The 26,950-nt window shown below is 52.2% G+C and carries 32 protein-coding genes and 1 pseudogene; 6 read left to right on the forward strand and 27 right to left on the reverse strand.

Annotation, left to right across the window (positions count from 1 at the left end; all coding sequences use genetic code 11):
- Positions 1–95: 95 nt before the first annotated feature.
- The 15 genes from ftsY to MTHE_RS08270 form a co-directional block, all read right to left on the reverse strand.
- On the reverse strand, positions 96–1,235 hold the full coding sequence (gene ftsY, locus MTHE_RS08200) for a signal recognition particle-docking protein FtsY (protein ID WP_011696713.1): 1,140 nt from the start codon (positions 1,233–1,235) through the stop codon (positions 96–98).
- Positions 1,225–1,686 carry a prefoldin subunit alpha gene (gene pfdA / locus MTHE_RS08205; RefSeq protein ID WP_011696714.1) on the reverse strand — a complete coding sequence of 154 codons (462 nt, stop codon included), beginning with the start codon at positions 1,684–1,686 and terminating at the stop codon, positions 1,225–1,227. Before pfdA ends, ftsY begins: the two co-directional genes overlap by 11 nt.
- Positions 1,676–1,867: a 50S ribosomal protein L18Ae gene (gene rpl18a / locus MTHE_RS08210; protein WP_011696715.1), complete on the reverse strand. Its 192-nt coding sequence runs from the start codon at positions 1,865–1,867 to the stop codon at positions 1,676–1,678. Before rpl18a ends, pfdA begins: the two co-directional genes overlap by 11 nt.
- A 5-nt stretch (positions 1,868–1,872) precedes the next feature.
- Positions 1,873–2,538 carry a translation initiation factor IF-6 gene (locus MTHE_RS08215; RefSeq protein WP_011696716.1) on the reverse strand — a complete coding sequence of 222 codons (666 nt, stop codon included), beginning with the start codon at positions 2,536–2,538 and terminating at the stop codon, positions 1,873–1,875.
- Positions 2,528–2,791: a 50S ribosomal protein L31e gene (locus tag MTHE_RS08220; RefSeq protein WP_011696717.1), complete on the reverse strand. Its 264-nt coding sequence runs from the start codon at positions 2,789–2,791 to the stop codon at positions 2,528–2,530. The genes MTHE_RS08215 and MTHE_RS08220 overlap by 11 nt, the downstream gene beginning before the upstream one ends.
- Positions 2,792–2,797: 6 nt before the next feature.
- Positions 2,798–2,935: a 50S ribosomal protein L39e gene (locus MTHE_RS08225; RefSeq protein ID WP_175266091.1), complete on the reverse strand. Its 138-nt coding sequence runs from the start codon at positions 2,933–2,935 to the stop codon at positions 2,798–2,800.
- A gap of 8 nt (positions 2,936–2,943) precedes the next feature.
- The gene (locus MTHE_RS08230) at positions 2,944–3,543 is read right to left on the reverse strand and encodes a DUF7411 family protein (protein ID WP_011696719.1); all 600 of its coding nucleotides are present in this window, start codon (positions 3,541–3,543) and stop codon (positions 2,944–2,946) included.
- A gap of 2 nt (positions 3,544–3,545) precedes the next feature.
- A complete protein-coding gene (locus MTHE_RS08235) occupies positions 3,546–3,884 on the reverse strand; it encodes a DNA-binding protein (RefSeq protein WP_011696720.1) in 339 nt (112 codons plus the stop codon).
- A 3-nt stretch (positions 3,885–3,887) separates the two neighbouring features.
- Complete coding sequence (locus MTHE_RS08240; protein ID WP_011696721.1) at positions 3,888–4,337, reverse strand: 30S ribosomal protein S19e; 450 nt, start codon at positions 4,335–4,337, stop codon at positions 3,888–3,890.
- A 265-nt stretch (positions 4,338–4,602) separates the two neighbouring features.
- Positions 4,603–5,448, reverse strand: a complete 846-nt coding sequence (locus tag MTHE_RS08245) for a CoB--CoM heterodisulfide reductase iron-sulfur subunit B family protein (RefSeq protein WP_011696722.1) — start codon at positions 5,446–5,448, stop codon at positions 4,603–4,605.
- A complete protein-coding gene (locus MTHE_RS08250) occupies positions 5,441–5,965 on the reverse strand; it encodes a 4Fe-4S dicluster domain-containing protein (RefSeq protein ID WP_011696723.1) in 525 nt (174 codons plus the stop codon). The genes MTHE_RS08245 and MTHE_RS08250 overlap by 8 nt, the downstream gene beginning before the upstream one ends.
- A complete protein-coding gene (locus MTHE_RS08255; protein WP_011696724.1) occupies positions 5,965–7,254 on the reverse strand; it encodes a 4Fe-4S binding protein in 1,290 nt (429 codons plus the stop codon). Before MTHE_RS08255 ends, MTHE_RS08250 begins: the two co-directional genes overlap by 1 nt.
- 2 nt (positions 7,255–7,256) lie before the next feature.
- Entirely contained in the window at positions 7,257–9,617 is a 2,361-nt protein-coding gene (gene hdrA2, locus MTHE_RS08260) for a CoB-CoM heterodisulfide reductase HdrA2 (RefSeq protein ID WP_175266092.1), read from the reverse strand.
- An 88-nt stretch (positions 9,618–9,705) separates the two neighbouring features.
- Positions 9,706–10,206: a hypothetical protein gene (locus MTHE_RS08265; protein WP_011696726.1), complete on the reverse strand. Its 501-nt coding sequence runs from the start codon at positions 10,204–10,206 to the stop codon at positions 9,706–9,708.
- A gap of 145 nt (positions 10,207–10,351) precedes the next feature.
- Positions 10,352–10,651: a ribonuclease P protein component 4 gene (locus MTHE_RS08270; protein ID WP_232840854.1), complete on the reverse strand. Its 300-nt coding sequence runs from the start codon at positions 10,649–10,651 to the stop codon at positions 10,352–10,354.
- A gap of 50 nt (positions 10,652–10,701) precedes the next feature.
- On the opposite strand from MTHE_RS08270, the gene MTHE_RS08275 reads away from it, so the two are divergent.
- Positions 10,702–10,953, forward strand: a complete 252-nt coding sequence (locus tag MTHE_RS08275; RefSeq protein WP_011696728.1) for a hypothetical protein — start codon at positions 10,702–10,704, stop codon at positions 10,951–10,953.
- A gap of 40 nt (positions 10,954–10,993) precedes the next feature.
- On the opposite strand, the gene MTHE_RS08280 is transcribed toward MTHE_RS08275, so the two are convergent.
- Complete coding sequence (locus MTHE_RS08280; RefSeq protein WP_175266093.1) at positions 10,994–11,530, reverse strand: XTP/dITP diphosphatase; 537 nt, start codon at positions 11,528–11,530, stop codon at positions 10,994–10,996.
- A gap of 50 nt (positions 11,531–11,580) precedes the next feature.
- On the opposite strand from MTHE_RS08280, the gene MTHE_RS08285 reads away from it, so the two are divergent.
- Positions 11,581–12,291 (forward strand): SAM-dependent methyltransferase, encoded by a 711-nt coding sequence (locus MTHE_RS08285; RefSeq protein WP_175265939.1) that lies wholly within the window; start codon positions 11,581–11,583, stop codon positions 12,289–12,291.
- A gap of 166 nt (positions 12,292–12,457) precedes the next feature.
- On the opposite strand, the gene MTHE_RS08290 is transcribed toward MTHE_RS08285, so the two are convergent.
- On the reverse strand, positions 12,458–13,324 hold the full coding sequence (locus MTHE_RS08290; protein ID WP_011696731.1) for an ion transporter: 867 nt from the start codon (positions 13,322–13,324) through the stop codon (positions 12,458–12,460).
- Positions 13,325–13,347: 23 nt separating this feature from the next.
- A complete protein-coding gene (locus MTHE_RS08295) occupies positions 13,348–14,058 on the reverse strand; it encodes a queuosine precursor transporter (protein ID WP_011696732.1) in 711 nt (236 codons plus the stop codon).
- A 221-nt stretch (positions 14,059–14,279) separates the two neighbouring features.
- Between MTHE_RS08295 and MTHE_RS08300 the strand changes: the two genes are divergently transcribed.
- Together MTHE_RS08300 and MTHE_RS08305 are read left to right on the forward strand one after the other, a co-directional pair.
- A complete protein-coding gene (locus MTHE_RS08300) occupies positions 14,280–14,942 on the forward strand; it encodes a flavodoxin family protein (protein ID WP_011696733.1) in 663 nt (220 codons plus the stop codon).
- A 30-nt stretch (positions 14,943–14,972) separates the two neighbouring features.
- Positions 14,973–15,536 (forward strand): imidazoleglycerol-phosphate dehydratase, encoded by a 564-nt coding sequence (locus MTHE_RS08305; protein ID WP_011696734.1) that lies wholly within the window; start codon positions 14,973–14,975, stop codon positions 15,534–15,536.
- A gap of 99 nt (positions 15,537–15,635) precedes the next feature.
- On the opposite strand, the gene MTHE_RS08310 is transcribed toward MTHE_RS08305, so the two are convergent.
- Complete coding sequence (locus MTHE_RS08310; RefSeq protein ID WP_011696735.1) at positions 15,636–16,604, reverse strand: methionine synthase; 969 nt, start codon at positions 16,602–16,604, stop codon at positions 15,636–15,638.
- Complete coding sequence (thrC, locus tag MTHE_RS08315) at positions 16,601–17,947, reverse strand: threonine synthase (RefSeq protein WP_011696736.1); 1,347 nt, start codon at positions 17,945–17,947, stop codon at positions 16,601–16,603. The genes MTHE_RS08310 and thrC overlap by 4 nt, the downstream gene beginning before the upstream one ends.
- Before the next feature lie 745 nt (positions 17,948–18,692).
- Here thrC and MTHE_RS08320 point away from each other — a divergent pair.
- Positions 18,693–19,223, forward strand: coding sequence for a metallophosphoesterase (locus tag MTHE_RS08320; RefSeq protein ID WP_011696737.1), 531 nt, complete (start codon positions 18,693–18,695; stop codon positions 19,221–19,223).
- A gap of 59 nt (positions 19,224–19,282) precedes the next feature.
- On the forward strand, positions 19,283–19,705 hold the full coding sequence (locus MTHE_RS08325) for a methylated-DNA--[protein]-cysteine S-methyltransferase (RefSeq protein WP_011696738.1): 423 nt from the start codon (positions 19,283–19,285) through the stop codon (positions 19,703–19,705).
- A gap of 124 nt (positions 19,706–19,829) precedes the next feature.
- Here MTHE_RS08325 and MTHE_RS09150 read toward each other — a convergent pair.
- The 7 genes and pseudogenes from MTHE_RS09150 to MTHE_RS08360 all read right to left on the reverse strand — a co-directional run.
- Positions 19,830–20,103 (reverse strand): annotated as a pseudogene (locus tag MTHE_RS09150) (DUF4277 domain-containing protein); the annotation flags it as partial.
- Positions 20,104–20,313: 210 nt separating this feature from the next.
- Positions 20,314–21,528 (reverse strand): ABC transporter substrate-binding protein, encoded by a 1,215-nt coding sequence (locus tag MTHE_RS08335; RefSeq protein ID WP_175265940.1) that lies wholly within the window; start codon positions 21,526–21,528, stop codon positions 20,314–20,316.
- A 632-nt stretch (positions 21,529–22,160) separates the two neighbouring features.
- Complete coding sequence (locus MTHE_RS08340) at positions 22,161–23,222, reverse strand: ABC transporter substrate-binding protein (protein ID WP_232840855.1); 1,062 nt, start codon at positions 23,220–23,222, stop codon at positions 22,161–22,163.
- A 369-nt stretch (positions 23,223–23,591) separates the two neighbouring features.
- Positions 23,592–24,461 carry an IS5-like element ISMth3 family transposase gene (locus MTHE_RS08345; RefSeq protein ID WP_011695394.1) on the reverse strand — a complete coding sequence of 290 codons (870 nt, stop codon included), beginning with the start codon at positions 24,459–24,461 and terminating at the stop codon, positions 23,592–23,594.
- 25 nt (positions 24,462–24,486) lie between these two features.
- Entirely contained in the window at positions 24,487–25,506 is a 1,020-nt protein-coding gene (locus MTHE_RS08350) for an ABC transporter substrate-binding protein (RefSeq protein WP_011696742.1), read from the reverse strand.
- Complete coding sequence (locus MTHE_RS08355; protein ID WP_011696743.1) at positions 25,507–26,736, reverse strand: ABC transporter substrate-binding protein; 1,230 nt, start codon at positions 26,734–26,736, stop codon at positions 25,507–25,509.
- Positions 26,737–26,931 carry a hypothetical protein gene (locus MTHE_RS08360; RefSeq protein ID WP_175265941.1) on the reverse strand — a complete coding sequence of 65 codons (195 nt, stop codon included), beginning with the start codon at positions 26,929–26,931 and terminating at the stop codon, positions 26,737–26,739. It lies immediately after the preceding gene.
- Positions 26,932–26,950: the final 19 nt, after the last annotated feature.

Genomic DNA, 26,950 nt, shown 5'->3' on the forward strand with positions numbered 1-26,950 from the left:
ATTGCACAGAGGGTCTCTGGTTGCGCTTGGAAGCAGAACGACCGGAGCAGAAAAAAGACGTGTGAAAGATGCGATCCTTTACAGAAGTCCGGCGCTCACTCGCCAAGCAGCCGGTCCACGAGCCATACAGGATCGAACTTGACGAGGTCCGGGTAGTCCTGGCCCACGCCCAGGAATATGATGGGCTTTCCTGTGACATGTGCGATAGATATCGCGGATCCGCCCTTCGCATCCGCATCCGTCTTCGTCAGTATGGTGCCCGTGATGGGAACAGACTCGTTGAAGAGCCTGGCCCTCTCGACCGCGTCATTTCCGGCGATCGCCTCGTCCACGAATATGAGCATGTCAGGCTTCGTCACCCTCACGATCTTCTTCATCTGGTCCATGAGGTTTATGTTCGTGTGAAGCCTGCCGGCAGTGTCTGCAAGCACGACATCCTTCTTATGGGCCTTCGCATACTCGATGGCATCGAATATGACGGCAGCCGGATCCCCGCCTGTCTTGTGCTTTATGACCTTGAGATCCAGGCGCTGTCCATGGGTCTCGAGCTGCTCTATCGCCCCTGCCCTGAATGTATCGCCGGCCGCAAGAACCACAGAGTATCCTCTCTCTTTGAGATACCTGGCTACCTTCGCTATGCTTGTGGTCTTGCCCGTGCCGTTGACCCCCACGAACAGGATCTTAACGGGCTTTGGGGTATTCTTTATGAACTCATCGAAGTCGAATACGTTCTTTGATAATACCTTGAGAAGTGCCGCCCGGAGCGCGCTCTCGACCAGATCGCCTGTATCAGAGCCGATCTTCTTTTTGCTCCCCACCAGCGAGCTCTTCACGGAGCTCACGATCTCCTCTGCGACAGGCAGCGCGACATCGCTCTCGAGAAGCGCCATCTCCAGACCCCACAGGGGCTCCTCGAGATCTCTCTCGTCGATAATGACCTCTCTCTCGAGGATCAGGGACTTGGCCTTATCGACGAGCGATATCTTGGGAGGCCGAACGGCCTCATGAACTGTCCCAGCCTGTGGCACCTGCGCGGCTGCTGATCTGTTCTCTGATGGGGCCTTTACGGAAAGCTCCGGCGACGCTGGTTTCGCAACCTGCTGCGCTGGCTGATGTGCTGCAGCAGTCTCCGATTTGTTGTCTATTATCGGTATGCTTCCCGCAGCCTTCTCCAGGATCCTGTTCGTTAAGGATTCCTTGAAGCCCGTGAGCTTCTCCTTGAGCTTATTGAACAAACCCTTCGCTCCCACCCTGTTTCTGCAGCTCTCTTTCAAGCCTCTCAAGCGCAGCCTGGATCCTGGCCATCTCCTGCTCGATCTTAGCCAGCGCCTCGTTTATCTTCTTCGAGCTCTCGGATATGGCGCTTCTCCTGGCCCTGAGCATCTCCATCGCCTCTTCAGCCGGCTTCTCTATGGAGACGCCACCGCCAACGTTAACCACGACCCTGTCGGCTGAGGAGAGCTTTGCATAGGCGAACGATCCAGAGCCGATCGGGACCAGCATCTCCTGCCCCTCAGCCGCCTTGGAGAGGGCCCCTATGGCGCTTATGGCTTTATCAAGCCCCTCTGCTGTCATCTGTATGAGGCCCAGCTCTCTCACGAGAGATTCTGCCTCCGCCTGGTACTGCTGGTATGCGACTATGAGCTGGCGCGCCTGGTTTTCAGGCGACTGTGGCTTACCACTCACCAGCCCTCACCTCATCGATTTTTATCAGGTTGCGCTTCAGGCCATGCTTGCTCCCCATCAGAGAGTATGCCCACTCGATGGCGACCCTCTCATTCGGGCAATCCAGAACCTTGGTGAACTTCTGCCATACATTGCCGATGAAGCTGGCCTTATAACGACCGGTTACGATATATTTACCCATATCAATCACTCCAGAAATCCGAGAGCATCCTCAATCCTGCCAAGCTCTGGGCCTGTTGTCTCGAGACCTGCCATGTAGCCCCGACTATTCGCCAGCAGCCCGGAGCCGACGAGCGGAGAGCCGAAGTTTACCGTGCCGACATCGACTGGAAGCCCGAAGAGATCCTCAAGCACCTTTATCTCATCTGCAGATATCCTCGGATGCGCCAGTATGCCCTTGTTAGTTACTACAGCCGTCATTCCGACGGTCTTCAGCCCACCTATGGTGCCCCTGCGCACAACAACACCAAGTGTCTCTGAGATGATCTCACATGCGATGTCGCTGAGACCGGGATGGACGAGCGCAGCATTATCATTTGCCAGTATAACATTTCCAGCAGCGGTTATCTTCCCCGGCAGCCTTGCAACCCTGCCATGCTCCTCGAGCACCCTGATCTCGTCGTCTGTGGCATATCTCGTTACCACGAACCCCTCGGAATTCGCGCATATCAGAGAGCCGAGCACAGAGCTGCTGCCGATGACGGTGACCACTGGTTCAACATCCAGGCCTGCGCTGAGCATCTCCACGCTCCGCTCGCTCGCCTCCGGCGGCACCAGCACGAGCGACTCGGTGCACCTGGCAAATACCCCCAGGAGGGAGCTTCCAGCGACCTGTGTGCGTCTATCTGCCACCTGCGAACTCCGCCTCAACTCTGCCATCGTCGGATTTTACCGCCTTAACCCTGATCCTGCAGGGGGGCTTCTCATTGCTCCTGGCCCAGATCATCTCATTCAGGGTGTTATCTATACTGATCTTATCCAGCGGGGCCTTCATGTGCCTGGAGAGATAGCTCTTCAGCTCTGAGACCGCCCTTTTCGCCCTTCTCCACCTCGGCACACGCTTGACATGCCTCAGTGGAACTGTGTATATCTGCTCAACCACCATAAACGCTCACTCCAACGAGCTCCTTCTCCAGTGGCGCCTCTTCGGGTGTGACACAACCCTCCGCTTCGTCTTCATTATGACCCAGAGAGGCACCCTCTGGTTCTGCCTAAGAGCCTTGGCAAGCCGTATCTTCTTCGGCTTCATCTTCTTGCTCAAAACAACTTCCTCCGAACAACTCTGGAATGCGTGTGATTTGCAGGGAATATCCTGTCGACCTCGCTCTGGCCGTACCGCTCTGCGAGCGCATATCTCAGGCCGACCTCAAAATCAGAGGCCGGATACCTGTCGCTTGGCAGCACCTCGAACTCGAGGTACCTGCTGGCCATCTCGTTTATAGCCCTCCAGCCCCAACCTGCGAGCGGTCTTAGATAGTGCATCCTGTGCCTGTCCTCCAGGCTCCTTATGGAGCTTGCGGTCATGACCGGAGCTCTATCGTCCCTGCGTGTGCCGTCTGCGACATACTCGCAGCTCTCCGCGAGGAGCTCGACAGCGCACATGTGGACGTAGTTAAGGGCATTGTTTGGGTACCCATCCCTCCGGAGCATCTCAAGGCCTGTCTCCAGAACCTCCTCGTCCAGGATCTCGACCCGATGGGGATGGCCTATAGCCCTAGCTGCCCTTGCAGCCACCTCCCATGCCCTGTCCTGCCCGAAGCTGAACGTCACAAGCTCGATCTCATCGAAGAACGGCTCAAGCAGTATCGCGGTAAGCCCGCTATCCTTCCCACCGCTGAACAGAGTGGTTACCTTCATACTCAAATCCGCCGGATCTTGATATCCCTCTTCTTCGGCTGGGCCTGTTTGAGTATGGCCTTCAGCTGCTCATCTGTTATCGCTGACCTTATGCGCCCGCTCTGGGCGAGCATGATAAGCTGGGCCTCTATCTGAGCTACAAACTCAGGCCTCGTCATGCGGATGCTGCTCAGCCGCTCTCTGGCCTCGGGCGTGAGTATGGCCCTGAGTATCGCCTGTTTCTTGGCCTCGAGCTCCTGCTGCATCTGCTCCTGCTGCGCTGCATACAGCTGGGATTCAAGCTGCCGTCTCTGCAGCTCCTCAAGCTTCTTGCGTCTCAGATCTGCCAGCTCATCGTCCATGTCTCAATACCTCGCCAGTTCGGGGATCTTCTCCACCAGTCTCATCTTGACCTTGTGGGCGATATTGTCCAGAAAGGCCTGTCCCTCAGGGGTAATATGTCTGCCGTCCTTCTGCTTCTTGACGTATCCTGCCTTTTCAAGTTGCTGCAGCGCTTCTCTGATAATAGAGCCGCTTCCCTTGACCGTCCTGCCTGTGACCACCCGGTTCTTGGTCTTTCCACCGTAGTGCGTCCTGAGCCTGGACACGCCCACTGGCCCGTCGACATAGACATGGCGGAGTACCGATGCACATCTCACGTACCACCAGTCAGCATTGCTGGGTGGCATCTCCGTATGCACTCCAGTCTTCACATACGCGGCCCATGCAGGCGGCGTGATCTTGCCGCTCGCCTTCAGCTCCTCAGCAACCGCGTTTATCAGATCAGCTGGAGGCACATCATAAACAGTTGTCAAATCCTTCAATCCTCCACGATGATAAGGAACGGACCAGGAAACTTAAAAACAAAACAAGTATAAATGCTTTTTCCGTAGCCACTGGGCCTCTCCGGATGGGCATTTTGCGATACGGGATCGATAAGCAATTCGGCCCGTGTCCATGTAAACTGATTGGGTGCATGGAAAGCGGGAACCTCCTCAGAAGAAGTGGCTGACGCACCTCGTCTGCGTGAAGAGATAAATCGATGGGGCAGAGATCCCGCCGCTCTTATGGGGGTGGCATTCAATCCGCTGTCACGCTCTGATACACCCTTTCAAGGAGTGGCAGAGGGGAGATGCTGTTCATCTCCAGGGCTAGCTCGTCAGGACCCAGCCCGAGTGCGATGCCGGCAAGCTGTGTGACGTAGAGCACGGGAATCCTGAGATCAACACCATATCGCCGTTCGATCGCGCCCTGCTTCGCATCCAGCATGAGATGACAGAGCGGGCACACTGCCATGATCGCATCAGCGCCAGCCCGCTTCGCGCTCATGAGTACGTGATATGCGCTCTCCAGTGCCGCCCCCTCTCTGGGCATGAATATGGGGCCGCCACAGCAGAGCATCTTGAGCGGCGACTCAACAGGCTCAGCGCCCAGCATCCTGACCAGTTTCTCAAGCACCTCTGGATGCTCCGGGCTGTCGATACCGTTTCCGGGTCTGGTGAGAAGGCAGCCGTAGTATGGCGAGACCTTGAGACCGCTTAGCTTTACTGGGAGCTTTACGTTCGGGAGATGTTCAGAGAGCATCTCAACAACATGCATGACCTTCGCGCCTTTGTATTCTCTCTCCAGAACAGAGTTCACGCGCGTGCGCAGGCCGTTATCCTCGAGCCGGCGAATCGCTGTGCGGAGGTTGCTGTAGCATATGGAGCATGTTGACATGACCGGCAGCTCGCTCTGTGTGAGATTCCTGGCAGCCAGAGCGACGGAGATCGTCTCGTTTGACACGTGTGTTGCTCCGCAGCAGCTCCAGTCCTCCAGCTCGATCAGCTCGATTCCAAGCGCCCTTGCAACTGATCTGGTGGAGATATCGTATTCGCGCCCTGTCGCCTTCGATACGCAGCCAGGGTAGTATGCGATCTCACTCATTCTCAAACTCCCTGAAGATGCGCTGGATCTCATCCATGCCCTTTACCATTCCTGGATCCAGCGATACCTTGCCTCTGCTGAGGAGCTCTATACCCATCTCCATTATCGGAACCGCTGCATCCGGATTCCTGAGCGCGTATGCAGCCGAGAGCAGAACTTCGGATACCCTGCCCCTGCTCCTGATCTGATCCATGAAGACTCTTTCAAAGGATGCATCTCTGCTGCTGATCCCCTCACGCTCGCAGATATTCCTCAATGCGGAGACAACCGCCTTCGGCCTTATCCCCCTGGGGCATCTGACCGTGCATAAGAGACATGATGTGCATAGCCATATGGATTCGCTGGCAAGCGCCTCTCTCTTTCTTCCCTCAAGAACCAGCCTGATCAGCTTTCGTATGCTATTGTCCATCAGATGGGCTGTGGAGCAGCTCGATGAGCATGTGCCGCACTGGATGCAGGTCCTGATCTCCTCGCCCGCGAGCTTGATTACCTCCTCTGTGAACCCCTCTCCATCCATCAGGCCCCCTCCTGAGCAATCCTGGATGCGATCTTTCTCCGCGCCTCCTCGACAGGCGCCCTCTCCCAGAGGTACCTGACCTTCGGCTTCCTCATCGCCTCGTCTATTCTCGCAAGAGCCTCATCGATCCGCCTGAGAAGCTCCGGATCGCGCGGTGGCGCTTCTATCTTCGGCGGTGGCGGTCTCTCGACAGCCGGAGGCATCAACGTTCCTGATACATCATATCTTCTCTTCTCGCCTGTGAGTATCGCGTTTATCGCATCCCGCCACTCTGAGGCCCAAGGCGTCTCCTTTATCGGGGTGTGAGAGACCTTCGTCCTTGTCACGTCTATACCGAAGAGGTGGCATGCCCTGGAGCAGGCTCCGCAGAGGATGCACTGATCCTCTACGACTCCGATTCTGCCCTGGTCATCGACGTACCAGCAATCTGCGGGACAGACATTGAAGCAGCCGTGACATCCAACCGGATCGCATTTCGCCAGGCGATCTCTTACAAGCCTGATCTCACCCTCAAAAGGCCTGATGACATCCATCGCCTCGTACGGGCAGACTATAGCGCACCTGCCGCATCCGATGCATCTCTCCTGATCCACATCAATGCTCCCTTTGAGATCAAGGGTTGCATCAAGGGGATCCCCCTTTACAGATATCGCCTCCTCAGGGCATATGCCCACGCACAGCCCGCAGTAGTCGCAGAGATCCTCATCTATGAGAAGCTGCTCATATGGTCTGAGATCCCTCGGATCCTTCTCCCTTTCGAGAAGCACAAACGCCTTGCAGAACCTGGCGCATATCCCGCAGAGGTTGCATTTTTCTCTGTCGACAGAGATCTCTCCCTCAATGCCCTCTCTGAGAGGCCCGAAGTCCTCTCTGGTTTTGTTAAACACAACGGTTATCGCCTCAGTCGGGCACACAGGCTCGCATAATGTGCATGGCAGGCACCTCTCGTTCGGCTCTGCCTTCCTGAGAAGCCGCGGGTACCGGTCATCGGTCTTTATATCAACATCGTTTACAGTGAACCTGTACGCGTTCACAGGACAGAAGTTCGCGCACATCCCGCAGAAGACGCATGCATCCAGATCTATCAGCACTGGCGGGGCATCCAGGCCTGTTGCTATCTCCAGGATAGGGCCTGACTGCAGGGCCTTGGTCGGGCAGAGTGATACGCAGATGGCGCACCCGTTGCAGATCTTGTAATCGTAGTCCAGGATCTTTGTGATATCCCCGCTCCTCTGCCTGCATATTATGTGAGAGCCCTCTACTTCCATATCCTTCTCTATTTCCAGCATGCTTAGACCTTCCCCGATGGCAGCGCGGCCGCAAGCTCTGTCCCGACCGGGCCGAGATCCTTCAGCTCCTCGACGAACTCCTCGATCCTTCTCGCAAGTATATCTCCCTCACTTGCCGCACACCATGCTACCTTGAGCCGCCTCGGATCGATTCCGATCTCCTTCAGGAGACCCCTGAGGACCTCCACGCGCTGGAGCGCATGCAGATTTCCGCTCACGTAATGGCATTCCCCTATGCGACATCCTGCTATGAGAACGCCATCAGCGCCGCGCCTGAGCGCCTCAAGCACAAAACTCGGATCGACCCTGCCTGCGCACATCACTCTTATTATGCGGATATTCGTCGGATACTGTATTCTGGACGTGCCTGCGAGATCTGCTCCGGCGTAACTGCACCAGTTGCACAGGAACCCAAGTATGAACGGATACTCGCCCTTCACAGTGGTGGCAGCCCTGATCTGGGCGAGTATCTGCTCGTCCGAGAAGAGACGCATCTCTATCGCATCTACAGGGCATGCTGCGGCACATGTGCCGCATCCCTTGCATCTTGCCTCATCAACGAAGGCTGTGTCCTTCACGCTTATCGCCCTGCTCGGGCAGGTATCGACACAGAGCCTGCAGCCTATGCATTTGTCCCGGTCGACGAACGCGACAGTTGGATCCAGCTCAATTTCACCTTTGAAGAGCAGCTGCATCGCCTTCGATGCTGCAGCGCTCCCCTGGGCAATCGAGACCTGTATCTCCTTCGGCCCTGATGCGCATCCTGCTATGAAAACGCCATCTATGTGAGCTTCCACAGGACGCATCTTCGGATGAGCGATCTCGAAGAACCTGTCAGGCCTTCTCGATAATCCCAGCAAATTACCCACGACATCAGCATCGCTGTTCGCCTCAAGGCCGGTTGAGAGCACAACGAGATCGTATCTTTTCATGAGGGTCTTCCCGAGAAGTGTGTCCTCGTAGTGGACATAGAGACCATCCTCGCCCTCCTCCACAGAGGAGACGCGCCCGCGAATGAAGTTTATGCCGAGCCTCTGCGCACGCAGATAGAACTCCTCGTACCCCTCGCCTCCAGCCCTTATGTCTATGTAGTGTATCGAGACATCCGCATCCGGGTACCTCTCCTTGATGAGCTGCGCGTTCTTCAGGGATGCCATGCAGCATATCCTTGAGCAGTAGGGGTTCCCCACGGTCTGATCCCTCGATCCCACGCACTGTATGAATGCAACGGATCTCACGATCTCTCCTGTGGATGGCCTTACGATATCACCTCTTGTGGGGCCAGCCGCGTTCAGCATTCTCTCTATCTGGAGCGTGGTCACGACATCCCTGTACCTTCCGAAGCCGTACTCCTCCTTCCTGGATGCATCGAACGGCTGCCATCCTGTGGCAACTACTATCGCGCCGACGTCCAGCTTGAACTCTTCAGCTTGCTGATCATACTTCACAGCGTCCGCAGGGCATGCCTCGGCGCAGAGACCGCAGCCGATGCATGCGTTTGTGTCTATGCATGCCACAAGCGGCACAGACTGTGGGATCGCCATGTAGATGGCCTTCCTCTTTCCAAGACCGAAATCGTACTCGTTCGGAACCTCGACGGGGCATGCGCTTGAACACTCATTTATGCAGCCCTTGCACAGCGTCGGATCCACGTACCTTGGTTTCGTGACCCCTGTCACCCTGAAGTGCCCGACGGTACCCTCGATCGCGAGTATCTCTGAATACGTCATGAGCTTTATCATGGGATTCGCATAGACCTCGGCCATCTTCGGCGCGAGGACACAGATTGAGCAATCATTCGTGGGGAATACATCTGTGAGGAGAGCCATGTAGCCGCCGATGGTCGGCCTGCGCTCGACCAGGTACACCCGCAGACCAGCATTCGCGAGATCGAGCGCAGCAGAGATCCCCGCGACGCCTCCGCCGATCACAAGCACGTCCCTGCTCACGGGCACGCTCTCAGTCTCGAGCGGGCGGAGAAGAGATGCCTTGGCTACGGCCATCGCTATGAGGTCTTTCGCCTTCTGGGTCGCAAGAGCCGGCGAGTCCATGTGGACCCAGGAGCACTGCTCCCTGATGTTCGCCATCTCAAGCATGTACTGGTTGAGCCCTGCCTCGGTTATGGTCCTTCGAAATGTGGGCTCATGGAGCCGGGGAGAGCATGCCGCGACGACGACCGCATCGAGCTTGAGCTCTGCTATATCGCTCTTGATGGTGTTCTGGCCTGCATCTGAGCATGTGAACTGTATGTCACGGGCCACGACCACATTCGGAAGTGTCTCTGCAAACCTCCTCAGCTCCTCGACATCGAGGGTCGCGGCTATGTTGAGCCCGCAGTGACAGATGTAAACTCCAATGCGCATAGGCGATCGATCCATCGATTCCAGGGTACACTTGATCTAACATATAGCTAGCGGTAAATGTTGAATTCGTCGCATGTGCAATGCCAATTCATATCCTGTGAGCAGATCGTGCATACTCGCTGAGCTTCGAGTGCATGAACTCTCCCGTTATCACAGTCCCCCTGCATGTGCCGAGATTTATTGCGATCAGCATCCCAACAACCGCGCCATCTTGGAACACAGGAGTGCCGCTGTCTCCAGGGCCCGGAAGGTTTCCAGGCTGGAGCACGAGGTATGCTATGCTCCAAGATGCATCTGTTACCCTGCAGCCCATGCGCCTGACGCTGTTGATCAGCTCCGCATCCCCAAGCCTGGGTCTGGCGAACCTTGTGGGCTCACACTGCCCCAGAACGAGAAAGAAGGCCATATCCGCGTCGCTGCAGTAATGAACGACCCTGGAGCGGTAAGGGCCTATCCTGAGCACATCCGTCCCCGAGTATCGAAATATGTGGGCTGGAGCCACCCCCAGGTAGCCCCCGCGGTAGGGGTAGAATGCCGAGACAACCCCTCCGGATCTGCCGGATATGAACTGATCGCCGGCCCTGAGCATGATATGCCCTCTTGAAGCTATTCATCTGCATGATCAGGTGGCATGCTTATTGCTCCATACACCGGTTGTGACCACAGGATTAGTGATTTTTACCGAAGGCCGATCAACCAGTGCCTCCGTAGGAACGCCATCAATCCCGCCGGGTTTATCTGTATCTCATCCTTGAGATGTGCCCGCATCGCATGCATCTTATCACTAGAACCCCGTCTCTCAGCCTGACCATCCGCTGCGCAGGCGACAGAAAACCCCTGCAGCTCTTGCAGAACATGCGCTTCATCTCTCTCGTCGGCCTGACCCTCAGACGCATCCCGATCTTCAGAGCAAGCTCGACATACCTGTCGCTCCTCTCCGGATGCGTCTCTGCATTCGCCCTGGCCAACTCGAAGAGCCTCTCCATGCGCTGCCGTGCGATGTCCTTCAGTAGATGAGCCTGCCGCCTCTTCACATCTGACCAGGGGATGATTTGATATAAAAGCTATTTCCAGTGGCATCTGGATGAAGAAAGTCAATGTGTGGATAGAGCCTGAGATGCGGGAATACATAAAATCCAAAAAAACGGATCTGCGGATAGCAACGACCTGCGAGGGACCTCTGATATTCTCAATAAAAACGAGCCCGCCGAAGGAGACCGATTTCTGCATGGAGGTCGAGGGGAAGAGGATCTACATCTCAGCGGTCCAGGCGCCGCTGATAAAATCAATAGACAGGAGGATGCTCCCGCGCTGCGCTCTCGAGAGGAGGAGATAGCCAGGAGCTCTTGATGATCTATGTGGATCTCTGTCTCTAATCACTGGCTCTCAAGCCACCTCTTCAGCGCTTTCATCGACCTTCCCCTGTGCGAGATCATGTTCTTTTCCTCGAGGTCCATCTCCGCGAGTGTCCTTCCATCGACCTCGAATATCGGATCGTAGCCGAACCCGCCGGTGCCACGCGCCTCGAAACCTATAACCCCGCGAAGCTCTCCTTTAAACAGGACCGGCTCCATTCCCGGAGCCGAGTATCCCACAACAGATCTGAAGGATGCAGCGCGATTCTCGATCCCATCCATGAGCCTGAGGATGCCACTGTTCCCTATTGTCTTCTGGACGTAAGCAGAATATACTCCAGGGAACCCGTTCAGAGCCTCTACGAATAGCCCAGCATCCTCTATGATGAACGGCGAATCGAGCCTGGTGGAGAGCTCCTTCAAACCAAAAAGCACAACCTCCTCCAGTGTATCAGCCTGGATCTCAGTGTAACCAAGATCTGCCTGAACAATGCCTCCCAGAATCCTCTGCGCCTCAATGAACTTTCCTCTGTTGCTCGTTACGAAGCGAATCATGATACCACACCTGTCCATCAGGTATTTCATCTCACAGGTGCAGGGCAATGATGATGCGGCTCGATATCTACCTTGTGGAGATCGCCGGATCCAGATCGAAGGCCGTGCACCTGATAAAGAGCGGGAAGGTCATGGTGAACGGAGCCGTCTGCAGAAAGCAATCATACAGGGTGAAGCCCGGTGACAGGGTTGAGATCGTGGAGGGCTTCAGGTATGTCAGCAGGGGCGGCTACAAGATAGAGGCCCTGTTCCAGGGTAGATCTGATGAGATCAGGGGATTGAGCGTGCTGGATGTAGGATGCTCTGCAGGCGGCTTCTCCGACTTCTTCCTTCAGCATGGAGCTGCAAGGGTTTGGGGGATAGATATCGCAGAGGGTTGCGTGGATCCAGCGATGCTCAGCGATCCGAGATTCAGGTTCACCGGCGGGGTCGATGCGAGATCCTTCGAGGAGCTTGTAAAGCATCTGGGTGACGAGCGGTTCGACCTGACATCGGTGGACGTGAGCAACGTCTCTCTAAGAGAGGTGCTGCCGAACCTGAAGAGATTTCTGAAGAGCGATGGAAGAATCGTGGCTCTCTTCAAGCCGCCGTATGAGATCGATGGCGGTCACAGAGATGCAGACGTGGAGAGGGCGAGGAGCAGCTTCGAGCAGTGGCTCGGGCCGGAGTTCGAGGTGATTCATTCATGCCCCTCTCCGATACGTGGAGGACCCAAGAACAGGGGCACGGTCGAGTACCTGTATCTGCTGCGGCCGAGAGCGTGATACCAGGTTGTTTTAGTGATGTGCATGCCATGTCGCGAATTCGTGTGACCTACTCTCCCGAAGATTGGAGTTTGCGCCCTGCTACCAACTATCATCGATTTCGGCAGAATGTGGGCACATTGTTACCGTTCAGGTCCGTGGCCAACTGACACATGCTGATGTTTACCTATTCAGCAGCGTCCTGGGAGGTAACCGACTCTTCTCCGAGAGGTGAGCCGCATATCCTGCAGTATCTCGCATCCTCCTCATGCCACTCCTGACCGCATCCACTGCATATGTGCCTCTTTCTTGGGGCAGAGATCCACTCTCTTAAGATCCTGCTCACCTGTATCGGTATCAGAATTATGCCGGATATGATCATCATCAGCGTGACGAGCCGGCCGGCTCCCGACACTGGGACGATATCACCGAAGCCGACGGTTGAGACCGCTACGACTGTGAAGTAGAACGCATCGCCGAAGTTATTGACCTCAGGGTTTACCGGACTCTCGGCGAAGTAGAAGAGGCCAGAGGATATGAAAAATATCGTCATTACAATAAAAACAAGTCTTGCGACGTTCAGCATCCTCAGGCTGATTATGCCGAAGAGGAGGTGGTCCTCAGCTATGAACCTGAGGAACCTGAATATCCTGAAGACAGCCATGATTCTTATAATGTGAATGAAGCGCAGATCAGCATATACTCCGAAGATCGGAAGCACCAGCAGTATCAGAGTCGGCATTATTGCGACGAGGTCTATCAGGCTGTATGTCTCCTTAACGTAACTCCAGCGATCGGGGGCGCCGTAGAACCTGAGGATGTACTCGATCATGAAGATGAATATGATCGCAATCTCAAGCCTCCAGAGCAACAACGAGATGCGGGAGGGCAGAGGATACGTCTCGATGACGAATAGCACCACGACCATGATGTTCAGAGCGATGATGGCGATATCTATAGCCCGGCCCAAAGGCGTCCGGAAGTCTATCATGTAAAACTGTATCGTCTCCCTGAGGCTCCTGGTGCCTGCGCACCTATCAGCTTTTCCTGACATGCAGATCGACGCTATTTATCTTATTAGGATATGGAGAACACATCTGTGGACTGGTTCCTGTAAAGAATCCATCTGTTCATGTACATGAATGGTATATCGACCAGGGCCACGAGCCATTTTGTTATCGTGATGCCTATTATGAGAGGAACCACTGGCATGACCCCGTAGAATGCGATTGTTATGAATAGCGTTGAGTCGATCAGCATCGCCGGTATTGAGCTCAACGCGTTCCTCGCCCAGAGATGGCGCCCTTTCGTCTTCGACTTGAACCAGGCGAAAACCACCGCGTCGAGGTTCTCGCTCACAAAGAAGGCGACCCATGATGCCAGGACTATCCTGGGCACCTGTTCCAGAAGAACCTCGATCGCATTCTGGTGGGGAAAGAAAGGAGCTGGCGGAAGCTCCACCACGAGCCATGAGAAGAGCGAGATCATGATCTGAGAGAGAAACGCTATGCTGATCATCCTTCTTGTCTCCTGGAGCCCGAACCTTTCGTTCACCACATCCGTGAGGAGAAAGGTCACGCTGAATACTATCACCACAGCAGGGGCGTAGAACGTTCCTATAACGAGATCAAATTCAGCCGTCTTGGCTGCAGCTATGTTTGAGAATATGCCGAATGCGACGTAGATGCCCAGGAGCATGTCAGATCTGCCAAAACTGCGGGCATACCAGGATCCAAGGATCGTGAAGGAACTCACAAGTCCGATCCAGATCAGAAGCAGTGCGAACATATGAGGCCATCCAGAGCCGGCGTGTGCAACGCGGCAATTTGAGCAGCATACATTGAGATGCGAAGTGCCTTCAGGGGCGGTTTTCGCCTTCTGCAGGAAGCTGCGCCAGAGTCGCCCAGCGCAGATTGTTTCAGCTCTGCAGATCGTGCCAAAAGTTGATATGCCTGTCGGTTACATTCGTTTACGATACAGAACTCTGCCTGTATCTCCAGGTGGTGAGAATGAAGATACTCGGCATGAACTCCAGCCCCAGAGGGGAGAGGAGCCAGACCCTGAGGCTCGTCAGGGCGGCGCTTGATGGCGCCAGATCAGAGGGAGCTGAGGTCGAGCTTGTGGATGTCTGCAAGCTCAGGATAGAGTACTGCAACGCATGCGGAGTCTGCTATGCAAAGGGCGAGTGCACGCATAAGGATGATTTCAATCAGGTGTACAAAAAGATCCTTGAGTGTGATGGTTTCATCATCGGCTCTCCGAACTACTTCAGGAGCGTGACAGCCCAGCTCAAGACGCTCATAGATAGGATGGCGGATGCGGTCCACTGCCAGCTTCTCCTTGGCAAGTACGGATGCGCTGTGGCAACCGCCGGCGGCCAGGCTTACGATGAGGTTCTGGATTACCTGAGCAGGATAATAGTGGGATTCGGCGCGTCCTACGTCGGTGGCGCAGGTGGGGCGCCGGCCATCCCGGGATCGATGGAGGAGGCTGAGAAAAAGGCGCGCGATCTCGGAGCGGATCTGGTGCGCGCGATCTCAGAGGGGAGACGCTACCCTGAGCAGGATAAGGTTCACGAGGAGATGAAATCCAGATTTAAAGCTCTCGTGAGCATGAACAGGGACGTATGGACGCACGAGTACGAGTACTGGAAGAGCAAGGGCTGGCTCTGACGGTGCTCTCAGGCTCGTAGCGAGGCTATCATGCGCAGAGGCAGATCTGAGATCAGCGAGATGGGCGCGTTTGCGGCCGTGGAGATGAACCTCGATGGCAGCGGAGCCGCGACCGCCTCCACAGGCTCTGGGTTCATGGATCACATGCTCAATTCGATGGCGAAGCTGGGATCTATCGACATCAGAGCATCCGCTGGCGGGAACTCTCTCTACAGGTATTCTCTCCTGGGATCGGCGATCGGGGCTTCGCTCGATCAGACGCTGGGCGATAGGAGCGGGATAAGAAGATATGGATTCGCGGCAATCCCGATGGATGATGCGCTTGCAGAGGTGGCTCTGGATCTCGGCGGTAGAGCATACCTCGTGATGAGAGGATCATTTAATGGGGAGAGGATCGGGGACCTGAACACCTTCGAGATAAAGGCGGTGCTCATGGGTATCACCGACCGGGGAAGGCTGACGCTCCACGTCAGGTTCTACGGTGAGAACGATCACCACATCGCTGAGAGCATATTCAAGGCGCTCGGGCTCGCGATCCGCAACGCTGTGGAGCCTGGCGCGGCTGGGGTCCTGAGCACGAAGGGAGTGATTTGACCCGGGAGACAAATGCATCTCCTCCAATCCACTCGCTGTGGCTGAGATATGCCGTCGTAGCTGGCCTGCACAAGTGGATCTCCTGACGGGCCCGTCCCTTCATCCTGTCTCTCCTCTGAACGCCTCGATCGCCTTCGCGCAGTTCCTGAGAAGCCCTGCTGCGAGATGCTGCGACGGCCAGGATCCGAGACCGCAGTCGGGGCCTGCATATCTGACGAGATCCCCGAAGATCCGCACAGCCCGCTCGAGTCTCCTCTTTATGACCTCCGGCGACTCCATCCTGAGGATCTCGACCTCGAGCCTCTCCGGCTGCTCCCAGAGGTTTGTGTTGAGCAGCTCGTTGAGCCTAGCAACCATCGAGAGGATGTCTGTCCTGGCTATTCCGGTTCTTATGAACGTGTCATTCTCCGCAAGCACCTTGCGATCGATGATATCGAGATAATCAGGATGTGACGCTGACTCAACGCCTATGACATTTATGCCTGGAACGCGTGCGCAGAGCTCCGCGTACACCGGAGAGTGGAGATGCACCTGGACATCAACCCTTCCCGCGCATACCCTGCTCGCTACCTCGAGCGCTTCGATGATCTCATCCTCTGAGAAGACTATGCTGGAGCTGATCCCCAGGCTCGGCTCATCGATCGATATGACAGCCACATCGATGTCAAGCAGTCGTGCCTTCTCGATGGCTCTCTCTATGAAGCGCGAGACGCTCTCTGCTATGTTTAAGAGAATATCAGCGTAGTCTGTCGATCCGAATTCTGATATGTACAGCTCGAGAGGGCCAGTGACGCAGACGCGAACGCTTCTTCCGATCGATCTGAGTGCATTGAGCTCTATTATCTCAGCTGCATCCCTGCGGATCAGATACGGTTTCTCTGTGGTCTCAGGTGATCTCATGGGGTTCATGAACATGTCTATCATATCCCTGAGCTGCGGGTATGTAGGCACCTGAACGCCAGCTGAGATCTTCATCTCCATTATGCTTCTCACAAGAGAAAGGTACTCCTCCCTGCCCAGACCATCGATCCTGGCATGCGGAAAGCTTCCTATGTCATCGAATCTCATCGCAGACCTCTGAGATATGATTTCAGGGACTCGTAGGATCCGCTTATCTCCTTGATATGCTCTTCCAGGCTGTCGAGCTCTGCCATCGCCCTCGGGAGCGGGGGCGTCACTCCAAGAACGCGGATGATCTCCTCCGGGAACTTCGCGGGATCCGCGGTCTCCAGCGAGACTGTCGGCTCCCAGCGCTCGACCTCCTCGAAGTACCTCATGAGCCCTGCCCATCCGACGGCTCCGTGTGGCTCCAGGAGCACCCTGTAACGCTCGTACACCTCTTTTATCGTCTTTCTCGTCTCATCATCGCTCACCGAGACCGCGAACATGTCCCTACGCATTGCATCGAGATCCGGCTCTCTCCTCACCTCACCCTTCTCATCCAGCCACCCGCCGTAAAGCGCGAACACCCTGGCGAGGTTGCTCGGATGGCCCACATTCATCGCATTTGAGATGCAGTTCCTGCTGGGTCTTATAGGCTTGTAGATGCCTGTGCGCATGAAGACCGGAAACTCATCGTTCTCGTTCGTGGCGACGACGAAGCGCCTCACGGGCAGCCCCATCCGCATTGCTATGAGACCACCCATCAGGTTGCCGAAGTTGCCGCTCGGCACAGATATGACGATCTCCTCTCCTTCAGAGATCCTGGAGTATGCGTAGAAGTAGTAGACTGCCTGAGGCAGAAGCCTCCCGACGTTTATCGAGTTCGCTGATGACAGATTGAGGTCTCTCAGCTCCGGATCTGCGAATGCTCTCTTGACAAGAGCCTGGCAGTCATCGAATTTGCCATCCACCGCCAGAGCGTGTACATTTCCGCCAAGCGTCGTCATCTGCTTCCTCTGCCGCTCAGTGACCTCATCTCGTGGGTATAGAACGACAACCTGAACGTTGCTCAGGCCGTAGAACGCATGGGCCACGGCACTGCCGGTGTCTCCTGAAGTCGCGGTCAGTATGATCACACTCCTCCCCTCTCGCTCCAGGAAGTACTGAACGAGCCTGCCCATCAGCCTGGCAGCAAAATCCTTGAAGGAGCATGTAGGCCCGCGGTCCAGGCGCATGATGTGCGCCCTGTCGAAAACCCTCTCGATCGGAACATCGAAGTTGTATGCGTCCTCCAGTATCGATACGAGATCCTCCTTGGGGATGAGATCGCCGATATAGGGACCCACAACGCGGTACGCAATCTCAGGATACCTCATTTTCGAGAAACGCACGATCTCCTCTGTGCCGATCCTGGGGATTTCCTCGGGCATGTAAAGGCCCATATCTGGAGCCTGGCCCGATAGCAGGGCCTCCCTGAAGTCGACACGCTCAGGCGAGCCATTTGTGCTGTAAAACATAAGATTGGACATGCTGCATGAGAGTTGCATGGAAACTATTAAAAGCTGTACGGTTTCGTGACGGACATGTCTGAAGATTAAGTGTTTTGACATGCAGAAGCGGTAAGGTCCGAATTTCTGGCCTCGCCTCTTATCCGGACAGAGTCACGGGCTCGCAACACTGAATCTCCAACTAGAAGGGCAACATGGACGTTGATCCTGAATCTATGCCACAGACACGATAACTCATAAATCCGGAAAGATTGAGCAAAGGTTGAGCGCTGCGGATTTCAGCGATTCGAGTGCGCGATCAACACCGTAATGGTTATTAATTATCATTGTGCTACATTTACATGTAAAAACACATTCGGAGGTGAATGGAATGGATGCATTCACAAGCCAGGTGGTTGCGGTGATCATCTTCGGCCTGCTGGTGACTCTCCTGCCGGGGCTGCTCAACAGGTTCGCTGACTCGAGAAGCGGAGGTATCAGGACGACATGAAAGCGATACGGTCACTCTATCACTATAATATTTTCTAATATTTTCGGTTTTTAATTACACATCTAGCGGAATGATTTTGCTCTCTCTCTCCATGAGTGTACTGTATCATTGAGGGTTGCAGGCAGCGCTCAAGCATGCTGTGCTTGTGGCCCCATCATGCAGATCATCCAGGGCAGCAGGTTCGCTGCAGATTTCGCCGCATCATTTCAACAATTCGAGGGGTGCACACAAGTTAAATTCTTGTACGGCCAAGGTCCTCCATGTCGAGGTGATAGTATGCTCATAGGTATCATGTCCGACTCTCACGATAACTTTCGGGGCATCAAGGAAGCTCTGGGCGTATTCTCTAAGAGAGATGTTAAGCTGGTGCTGCACGCTGGAGACGTGATCGGATCCGGGAACGCGTATCTCTTCGATGGCTACGGCATTCCTGTGAGACTAGTCTACGGGAACAACGACGGAGACCGCGTCGGACTTTCGAGATACTTCGAGAGGTTCGGGGGTGAGTATCTCGGAGACTTCGGGGAGTTAGAGGTGGATGGATTGAGGATCGCCATGCTCCATGGCACAGAGGAGCCTCTTGTGAGGGCTGTGGTGACCTCCGGTCTATACGATGTCGTCGTTCGTGGGCACACGCATGTAGCAGAGGTCCGCCGCGAGGGAAGAACCCTTGTGGTGAACCCCGGAGAGATATGGGGTCATCTTACAGGTGTCAGGAGCGTTGCGATAATGGATACCTCAACGACAGAGGTCGAGATCGTCGAGCTCGGGAGGTGCGAGACTTTCAGGGAGATTCTGCAAAAATAGAAAAGTGCAATAGAGGGTGCGCATATCTGGATGACCTCGATCTTCACGTCATCGTCGAGGTGTCAGAAGGAACCGTAAAACGCATACGTCTCTCCAGGGCCTCCCCTGACCTGGAGTTTTCGGAGATGGCGGCGAGGATTGCAGAGCACATAAGGGGAGGTCCTCGCCCGGATCTCGATCTTGATTTGAGCTGGTGTACGGATTTTCAGATGGCCGTTTACCGTGCAGTCCTCAACATCCCCCGCGGATCCACCGCGACCTACAGTGATGTCGCGAAGATCGCAGGAAGGCCCGGGGCCGCGAGAGCTGTGGGTGCTGCCCTGCGCGTGAACCCATTTCCGATCATGATACCCTGCCACCGGGTTGTGGCATCGAATGGCCCCGGCGGATACAGCCAGGGTATCGATATCAAGCTGCAGCTGCTCGCGATCGAGCAGCACGAGATGAGCCGGGAGCAGAGGTCGTTTGCTCGTATCGGCTGAGCCGCATGCAGTCCCATAAGGGGTGACGAATGTGTTGTGTCGATGAATGCCGATTCCGTAGGGTCTCATTCCAGTCACGCTCTTAGGTAGTCTACCTTCATCGTCCTGCTATCTTTCCATTCTCTTCAAGCGCCATCTCTATCGCATTACCATTCAAATCTGATGCACAAGCTCCCTCTAAGCAACCTCTCAACAGGCCGCCCTTCTAGAACTCCATAAACAATACAACCTCTGATTCACAAGACCGTTGAGACTATAGCTTTAACAACCATCGAATGATCCAGCTTGTGCTGCCTTAACTTCGGCATGCGCGAATCTATAACATCCGCAATTCCAAGCTGGTCAAAAACCGGTGTAACTATCCCCAAATGATCCAGTGATCGTGTGCCTGTCTCCATCTATGTTGCTCCTCTCACCAAAACATCCAACCAAGTCAAAAATGTTTGCTGCAAGGCCCGGGACATGTACGAATAAGGATTGGGTATCTACTCCATCTAAAAGCAGCAAGCCACAGATTTCTGATTTCGGCTATTATTTGGACACGTTCAAGGCCCGCGGCAAAAAAGAAAATGTCCGTTAATGCGAAATGCAGGTTCTGTAATTCAGCTTCACTTTGTTGGATAACCCAACACGCCTATATCCTCCTCTGAATATCTCAGGTCCATAAAATCTTCGAGATACTCCATGTAGATTTTCATAGGATCGATATCTATTGATGGGTGAAGCCATTTGGCAAAGTAGGCGACTCCAACTATCGAATCTGGCCCCCAAGCAATTTCCGTGCTGAGCAGATGAACTCTGTTGTTCTTAACCGCTTCAAGATTTGTCCATCCAGGCCTGCTCTCTATATAGTTTTTGAGGATTGAAGCTGTCTCCTCTGTATTATTCCACCCTGGCTTCTCTCCACCTGGTGCTAACATTCTTATTATTATATCTGGATTCGTAGCCAAAACCCATTCGCTATCCACCTTGGGATACTCGGGGAGGTCTGCTGCTATATTTATACCACCAGTGAATCTGCAAACAGCATCTCCGCTACTTCCTCGACCGTAACTTGAGATCTCAGAAGCAGTATTTTTTGTGCCCCATTCCATGAAGACGTGTGGCTTATCGTTGTCCTCAAGCTTTGCTACATAATCGGTGATTGTTTGTTCGTATCCTCTGCGCCATTTTATATACCTCTCTGCTTCATCATCTTTGTTTAGGATAAATCCGAGCGTTCTAATCTCTGACTTTATAATATCGTCTCTATAGAAATCGAGGCCGATCACGGGAATATTTGCATATTTAAGAGCGTTCTCTAAATTAGTTGCTCGTTGGAGGTTCGCAGAAGTGATAACAATATCTGGTGAAAGCGCCACTATTGTCTCACTATCTGGAGAAGACCAAGTTCCAACAAGTGGTTTTTCGATCAACTCAGGATAGTAGTAATTCTTATCTGGAATATCCGATGAGATGCCTACAACTTTGTTCTCAGCATTCAGAATCTTCACAGCTTCGATTCTGTAGCTTCCCAGAGCAATTAGCTTATTTATAGGCAGCTTTATAGTTACATTTCTGCCAACTGAGTCAACAACTATCAAAAACTTTGCCTCGTCTTTTATGAGTGCGTTTATTTGATCAATATCTTCAAAATCGATTTTACCATCACAATTGGCATCAGATAGCATTGTAGGCTCCATTTTCCCGTCAATTATTCCCTGCACATAGGCAACATCCATTTCATCAATCTTGTCATCCATATTAGCATTCCCAAAGATGCTCAGCAGAGCTGCAGTACTGCCATCCCCAGATGCTACACCAATAAATAGTCCGATGTTCATCAGAATATAACAATAACATAGCCAACAGACGAATTTATTGTGAATATTATTTATTTTAGTCATAATTGATGTTATTATTACTCTAATTTATAAGACTTTTGGCCGATGCGAGGTGGCGGTATACCTGAGAGGTGCTGGTGGGCGCAAAACAATAACTGTAGACGATCATGCGAATCAGCTCCTTTAAAGTAGACCGCGAATTCCTCTCGAAACTATTTAAGCAACGATGCTGATCTGCATCGATCCTGCGCGGAAATACAATCCATATAAATCAATATGCCTGGGAATTTGGGATGACTTTCCGCCTTTTTACTAGGTCTTATCACCCGCGACACCGAGCCCGGCGCCTGCCACCACGCCCATCAGAATCCTGTGGAGCCTCAATCCCCACAATCGTATCCGCAAACCAGGTCGTCTCGAAATATCCTGGGAACGCCCTGGCGAGTATCGCGCTTTAGACCTCAAAAACAGAGAGGTTGGCGGATCCGAGCGTCGCAAAGACACCAGCGACTAACCACTATACATAAGGAGATCGCTGCCATGAACAGCAGCCTCCTCCCCACGAATCTGGCTACTCCTCCTTCAGGGCGATCCTCGATTCCATGCAGTCCATCTGCGCTCAGCTTCTCCCATTACACTTCAGGGTACACGAATATCCTGTCCTCAGGATAGTCCACGCCCAGGAACTGGAGGTACTCCCTGTAAACGCTCTCCGGATCCAGATTCACATCAGGATGCAGGATCTTCGCAAGATATGTCAGGCCGACAACATCATCCAAGCCAAACAGGATCTCCCAGTTGACAATGTAGACCCTGTCATTCTTCACAGCATTTATACTCGCAGCACCAGCTCTACCAAGTATCTCATTCAGAGTGTTCTCTAGTCTTGTAGAGTCGGAAGATGGTGGTTTATCCCATCCCTGTTCTGGAGCACTTGACAATATCTTTATAATGACGTCTGGATTTTGAGAGACAACCCACTCCCATCCCACTTTTGGATATGCTCCCTTTAAATCTTTAGCAATATTATCGCCTTTGGCTATTGATAACAGCTGTGAGGTACCGGACCCAGCTCCGTAGGTCGAGAGTTCTCCTCCCTTTGAGCCAGACTCAACATATACCCTCGGGGCGCTCTTTTCGGCAACAGGACGATTCACGGACTCTTTCCTTGTTTCGTACCATTCTACGTATCTCGTAGCTGCTTCTTCTTTTTCCAAGATCTTTCCGAGAAGCTCAACTTCTCGAGTCATGTTTTCTGGCTTATAAAAATCGAGACCTACGACAGTTATATTCTTAAAAGCCTCTAGCTTTTCAGCAACCTGCAATGCACCATAAGGTCTATCGGGATACGTATAGCTTATCACAATTATGTTGGGAACAATCTCATCACCGCTCCTTGCTATCTCCCCGATCATCTCGCAGTCTGGCTCGTTCCACTTCCCAATACTCTGCTTGTTTTTCAGAGCAGGGAAGTAGTATGCCTTATTCTTCACGCTATCTGATATCCCCACGATCTTATCTGCCGCTCCCAGGACTGTCACAGCCTCTGCAGCATCCGAGTTCAGAACTATGATCCTCTCCACAGGCATCTGTATGGTGACCTCACGTCCTGCTGAGTCGGTGATCGTCATCGGGTATTCAGCACACACGTAAGACACTGTGATAAGTGTTACTAAAAGTATATATACTGTCAATTTAATCGTACTACTGTCCTCCTGTATATATGGTTTATGTTGGTTCTGGATATACAAAGACACCCTGCTGATCTAAGTCATAATCCAGGTGCTGGAATCTTGTAAGGTACTCCTGATGGATATCCTTAGGGTCTATATCTCTAAAGAGGTCGGGATGAAACCATTTAGCCATATATATTATGCTCAAGAAATATCTTCCACCAAAAAATACATCAGATGATAAGATGTAAACATTTTTATTTTTAACTGCTGAAACGTTTGATAATTCAGGCCGGCTTAGGATCTCGTTCTGTTTCTCTTGCTGTGTTGGATAAGTAGCTTTATATTCATATATTCTCTCTTATTCTTTCAAGAATCTTCGTCATAATGTTATACGCTTAAAATTATAGTATAAAATGTGAACATCCTGCGTACTTCGCGAATCATGCCTTCCTTCGAAGTGGCCCTCACAGTCTCGCCAAATATCCTCTTAATTGCTGAGAATACACTTTCAGCCGCCCACCTTCTTCCATATCCATGCACAATTTTCCAACTGTGGTATCCATACTTCATAAACTCAAGAACTGGTTCGGCTCTGGACGAGCCTGCTTTGACGATAGCATTCTTCCTGATCTTGATTCCAGGCATATCTACGCCCTTCTCTTTCATGAAATCGAATACCCCCTCCTTATCATAAGCTCCATCCATCAGTGAATCTTCAAGCTTAACATCTTCCAGCAGCGGTTTTACCATCTCATGATCAGTGACGGTCTCATCGGTTATCTCGAAGGTTACGGGCTTCCTTGTTTCAACATCTACGGCGATATGCACTTTTATCCAGCCTCTGCGTTCAACACCATGACTTTCTCTCATCCAGTCGCCTCTATTCGTAACCTTCATTCCTGTTGAGTCAACTGCGACCACTAAATCGTTATCAGGTATTGGAATATTCAACTCCAAATTCGTAATCCTCTGCCATAATGTCGAATAATCGGCAGCCAACAGCCCAGGAACAAATCCGCTTAGCGCCTGAATAAATCCTTCGAGCTGCCTGTATGGTAAATGAAGAAAGGCGTATGCTAAACCACAAAATTGAATAAATGTCTCAGGATAGCGATAGGGTCTGCCATTCTTGTTCTTATTCATCTTCAGTAGCTCTTCATCCCAATTATTCACAAAGTCAGTGCTAAGGTAAAACCATCCTCGCCTAACCAATTTCTCATTGTATTCGCGCCAATTGCGGTTATCCTCATAGGCCATGAAATATATTATATATTTTCCTAGTTTAAATAGTTATCCAACACAGCAGTTTCTCTTGAAATTTTACGGTCTCGTTCTTATCTAGTGTGTAGCCTCCAATATTGCTAATCTTCCAAATGATAAACTCTGGGTTCCTTTCCACTACAGACTCTGGGTCTATAGTAATAGCCTCTCCAGAAAGATCGTCAAAAATATTCTTCCCACCCGCCATGACAATTACATTATGCGATTGAGACCCTAACCCACCGGTCTGATAGAAATCACTTCGTCCACCTTCATAAACTCTTGGTTTTGCGTCATCTGGAATTTGTTTAACTACGTTATTTATTGTATTTATTTTATCTTCATACCAGCTGGCGAATTCATAAGCCTCTGTAACGCGCCCAACGATATAACCCAGCTTGATAACATCTTCTATATAGGTATCTGGCTTGTAACAATCGAGACCAATTATTGATATTGTTGGATCCGTTTTGTTGAGAGTGTCTCTGATAATCTCGTAATCTGTAGTCCATTGGGTTCCATAATAAATTACTAAATCGGGATCGAGGTTCAAAATTTTCTCGATATCTGGTGTCTTTGCCGATCCAATGCTCTGGTCTTCCCGAAATTCAGGGAAATATGATTTGTCATTTAATGCAGAATCGCTAATTCCTATAATTCTATCTGAGGCTTTGAGTGTTCTTAATGTTTCAGCACCATTTCTATTTATCGCAACAATTCTCTTAATAGGCATTTTAATTGTTGCAACTCTGCCAGCAGAATCAAGTAACGTGAGCTCTTTCTCTTCATTGTGTATGATAGCCTCAATTTGATCGATGTCATTGGAGTCGATCTTTCCATCATAATTGGCATCAGCGAACTCTGTCACTTTATCCTCGTTGTTGAGTATTCCTTGGATATATGCCACATCCTCCTCATTAATTGCATCGTCCATGTTAGCATTACCAAATATCTCCAGCGTGAAGTCATATGCCGATATAGGCGGAACTGATAGAATCATTCCGATAGCTAAGAACGCCAACAAAAAGTATGCTCCTTTCATTTATCTACTTCCTCCATGCAGTGGATAAACAAAAACTCCATGATTCTTCAGGTCGTAATCGAATCCCTGAAGCTCTAGATATTCCTTATGTACAGTTTGTGGATCTAAATCTTCGAATAACTCTGGATAGAACCATTTTGCCATATAGGCAATTGCCACAGGAACTCCAGGGCTCGCTCCAAACTCATAGAGCAGCAGGTAGACGCGCCCTTCTTTTACAGCGGTAATATTGCCCCAGCCAGTTCTGGACAGTATCTCCCTCCTTTTAGCCTCAAATCCAGAAGGATCGTTCGTCGCATAGCCGCATGCGATCTCAGAGGGTTGTGTAAATCTTACAATAACATCCGGATTTTGTACTATCACCCACTCAGACTCCACGTCTGGGTAAAGACCTGTTAGATTAGAAGCGATATTCACACCACCGGCCATGGTACAGACCAAATCAGCCCCTCTCCCCTTGGTATATGTCTTAAGATCAGAGGCACCTTCTAGGTAGACACGTGTTCTTTTATTCTCTGGTATCTCTGAGATCTTCTCATCGACCGTATCTGTAACCCGATTAAACCATTCTAGATAGTTATCTGCCTCAGCCGTTCTATTAACTATATATCCGAGCATTTTCATCTCTGCTGGCAGATCATTGGCTCTGTAGAGATCAAGCGCCACAATGGAAATGCCTGTACCATTGAGCATTGGTTCAAGATACTTCGACGTAGCCGACTTGTAGCTTATAACCAGATCTGGTTCTAGTAAAAGGATCTTCTCGATATCTGGTTCGTTCCACTTTCCGACATTAGGCATCTGACTGAACTCAGGAAGGTAGGCTGTGTTCTCCAGCGTCTCAATCGATACACCCACTACCTTATCTATAGAATGTAAAATCCTAAGAGCCTCTGCAGAGTCATCAGTCAGAGCCACGATCCTGTTAATAGGCATCTCCAGAGTCACAGTTCTGTTAGCAGTATCGATAAGAGTTAAGATCGATTCATCACCTTGTATGATATGTTGTATCTGCTCTATATCCCTGGAATCCACCTTGCCATCGTAATTGGCATCGGCAAATTCGGTGTTTTTCTCTTTTCCGTCAATAATTCCCCGAGTATATGCAATATCGGACTCATCAATTGTGTCATCCATGTTGGCATTGCCAAAGACCTTCAGCGTGTAGCTGGATGCAGCTCCTGGCGTTGCAACAAGGATCATAAATAGTAACAGAACAGTTAGCCTCATTCATCTCCCCTCTACCGGAGGATAGACAAACACACCATGGTGCTCCAGATCAAAGCTTACATTCAGATAATCCTCTAGCAGCTCCTCGGCAGAGACTATCATGTCCCTGTCCAAGTCCCCAGGGGCGGCGCCCCACGCGGAGGTCATTATTGTCATCAAGATCATAAAAGCAGTCGCTGCTCTGATATCCGCCATCACTATCTCTCCTTAATAC

The organism is Methanothrix thermoacetophila PT (assembly GCF_000014945.1).
Taxonomy (GTDB): Archaea; Halobacteriota; Methanosarcinia; order Methanotrichales; family Methanotrichaceae; genus Methanothrix_B; species Methanothrix_B thermoacetophila.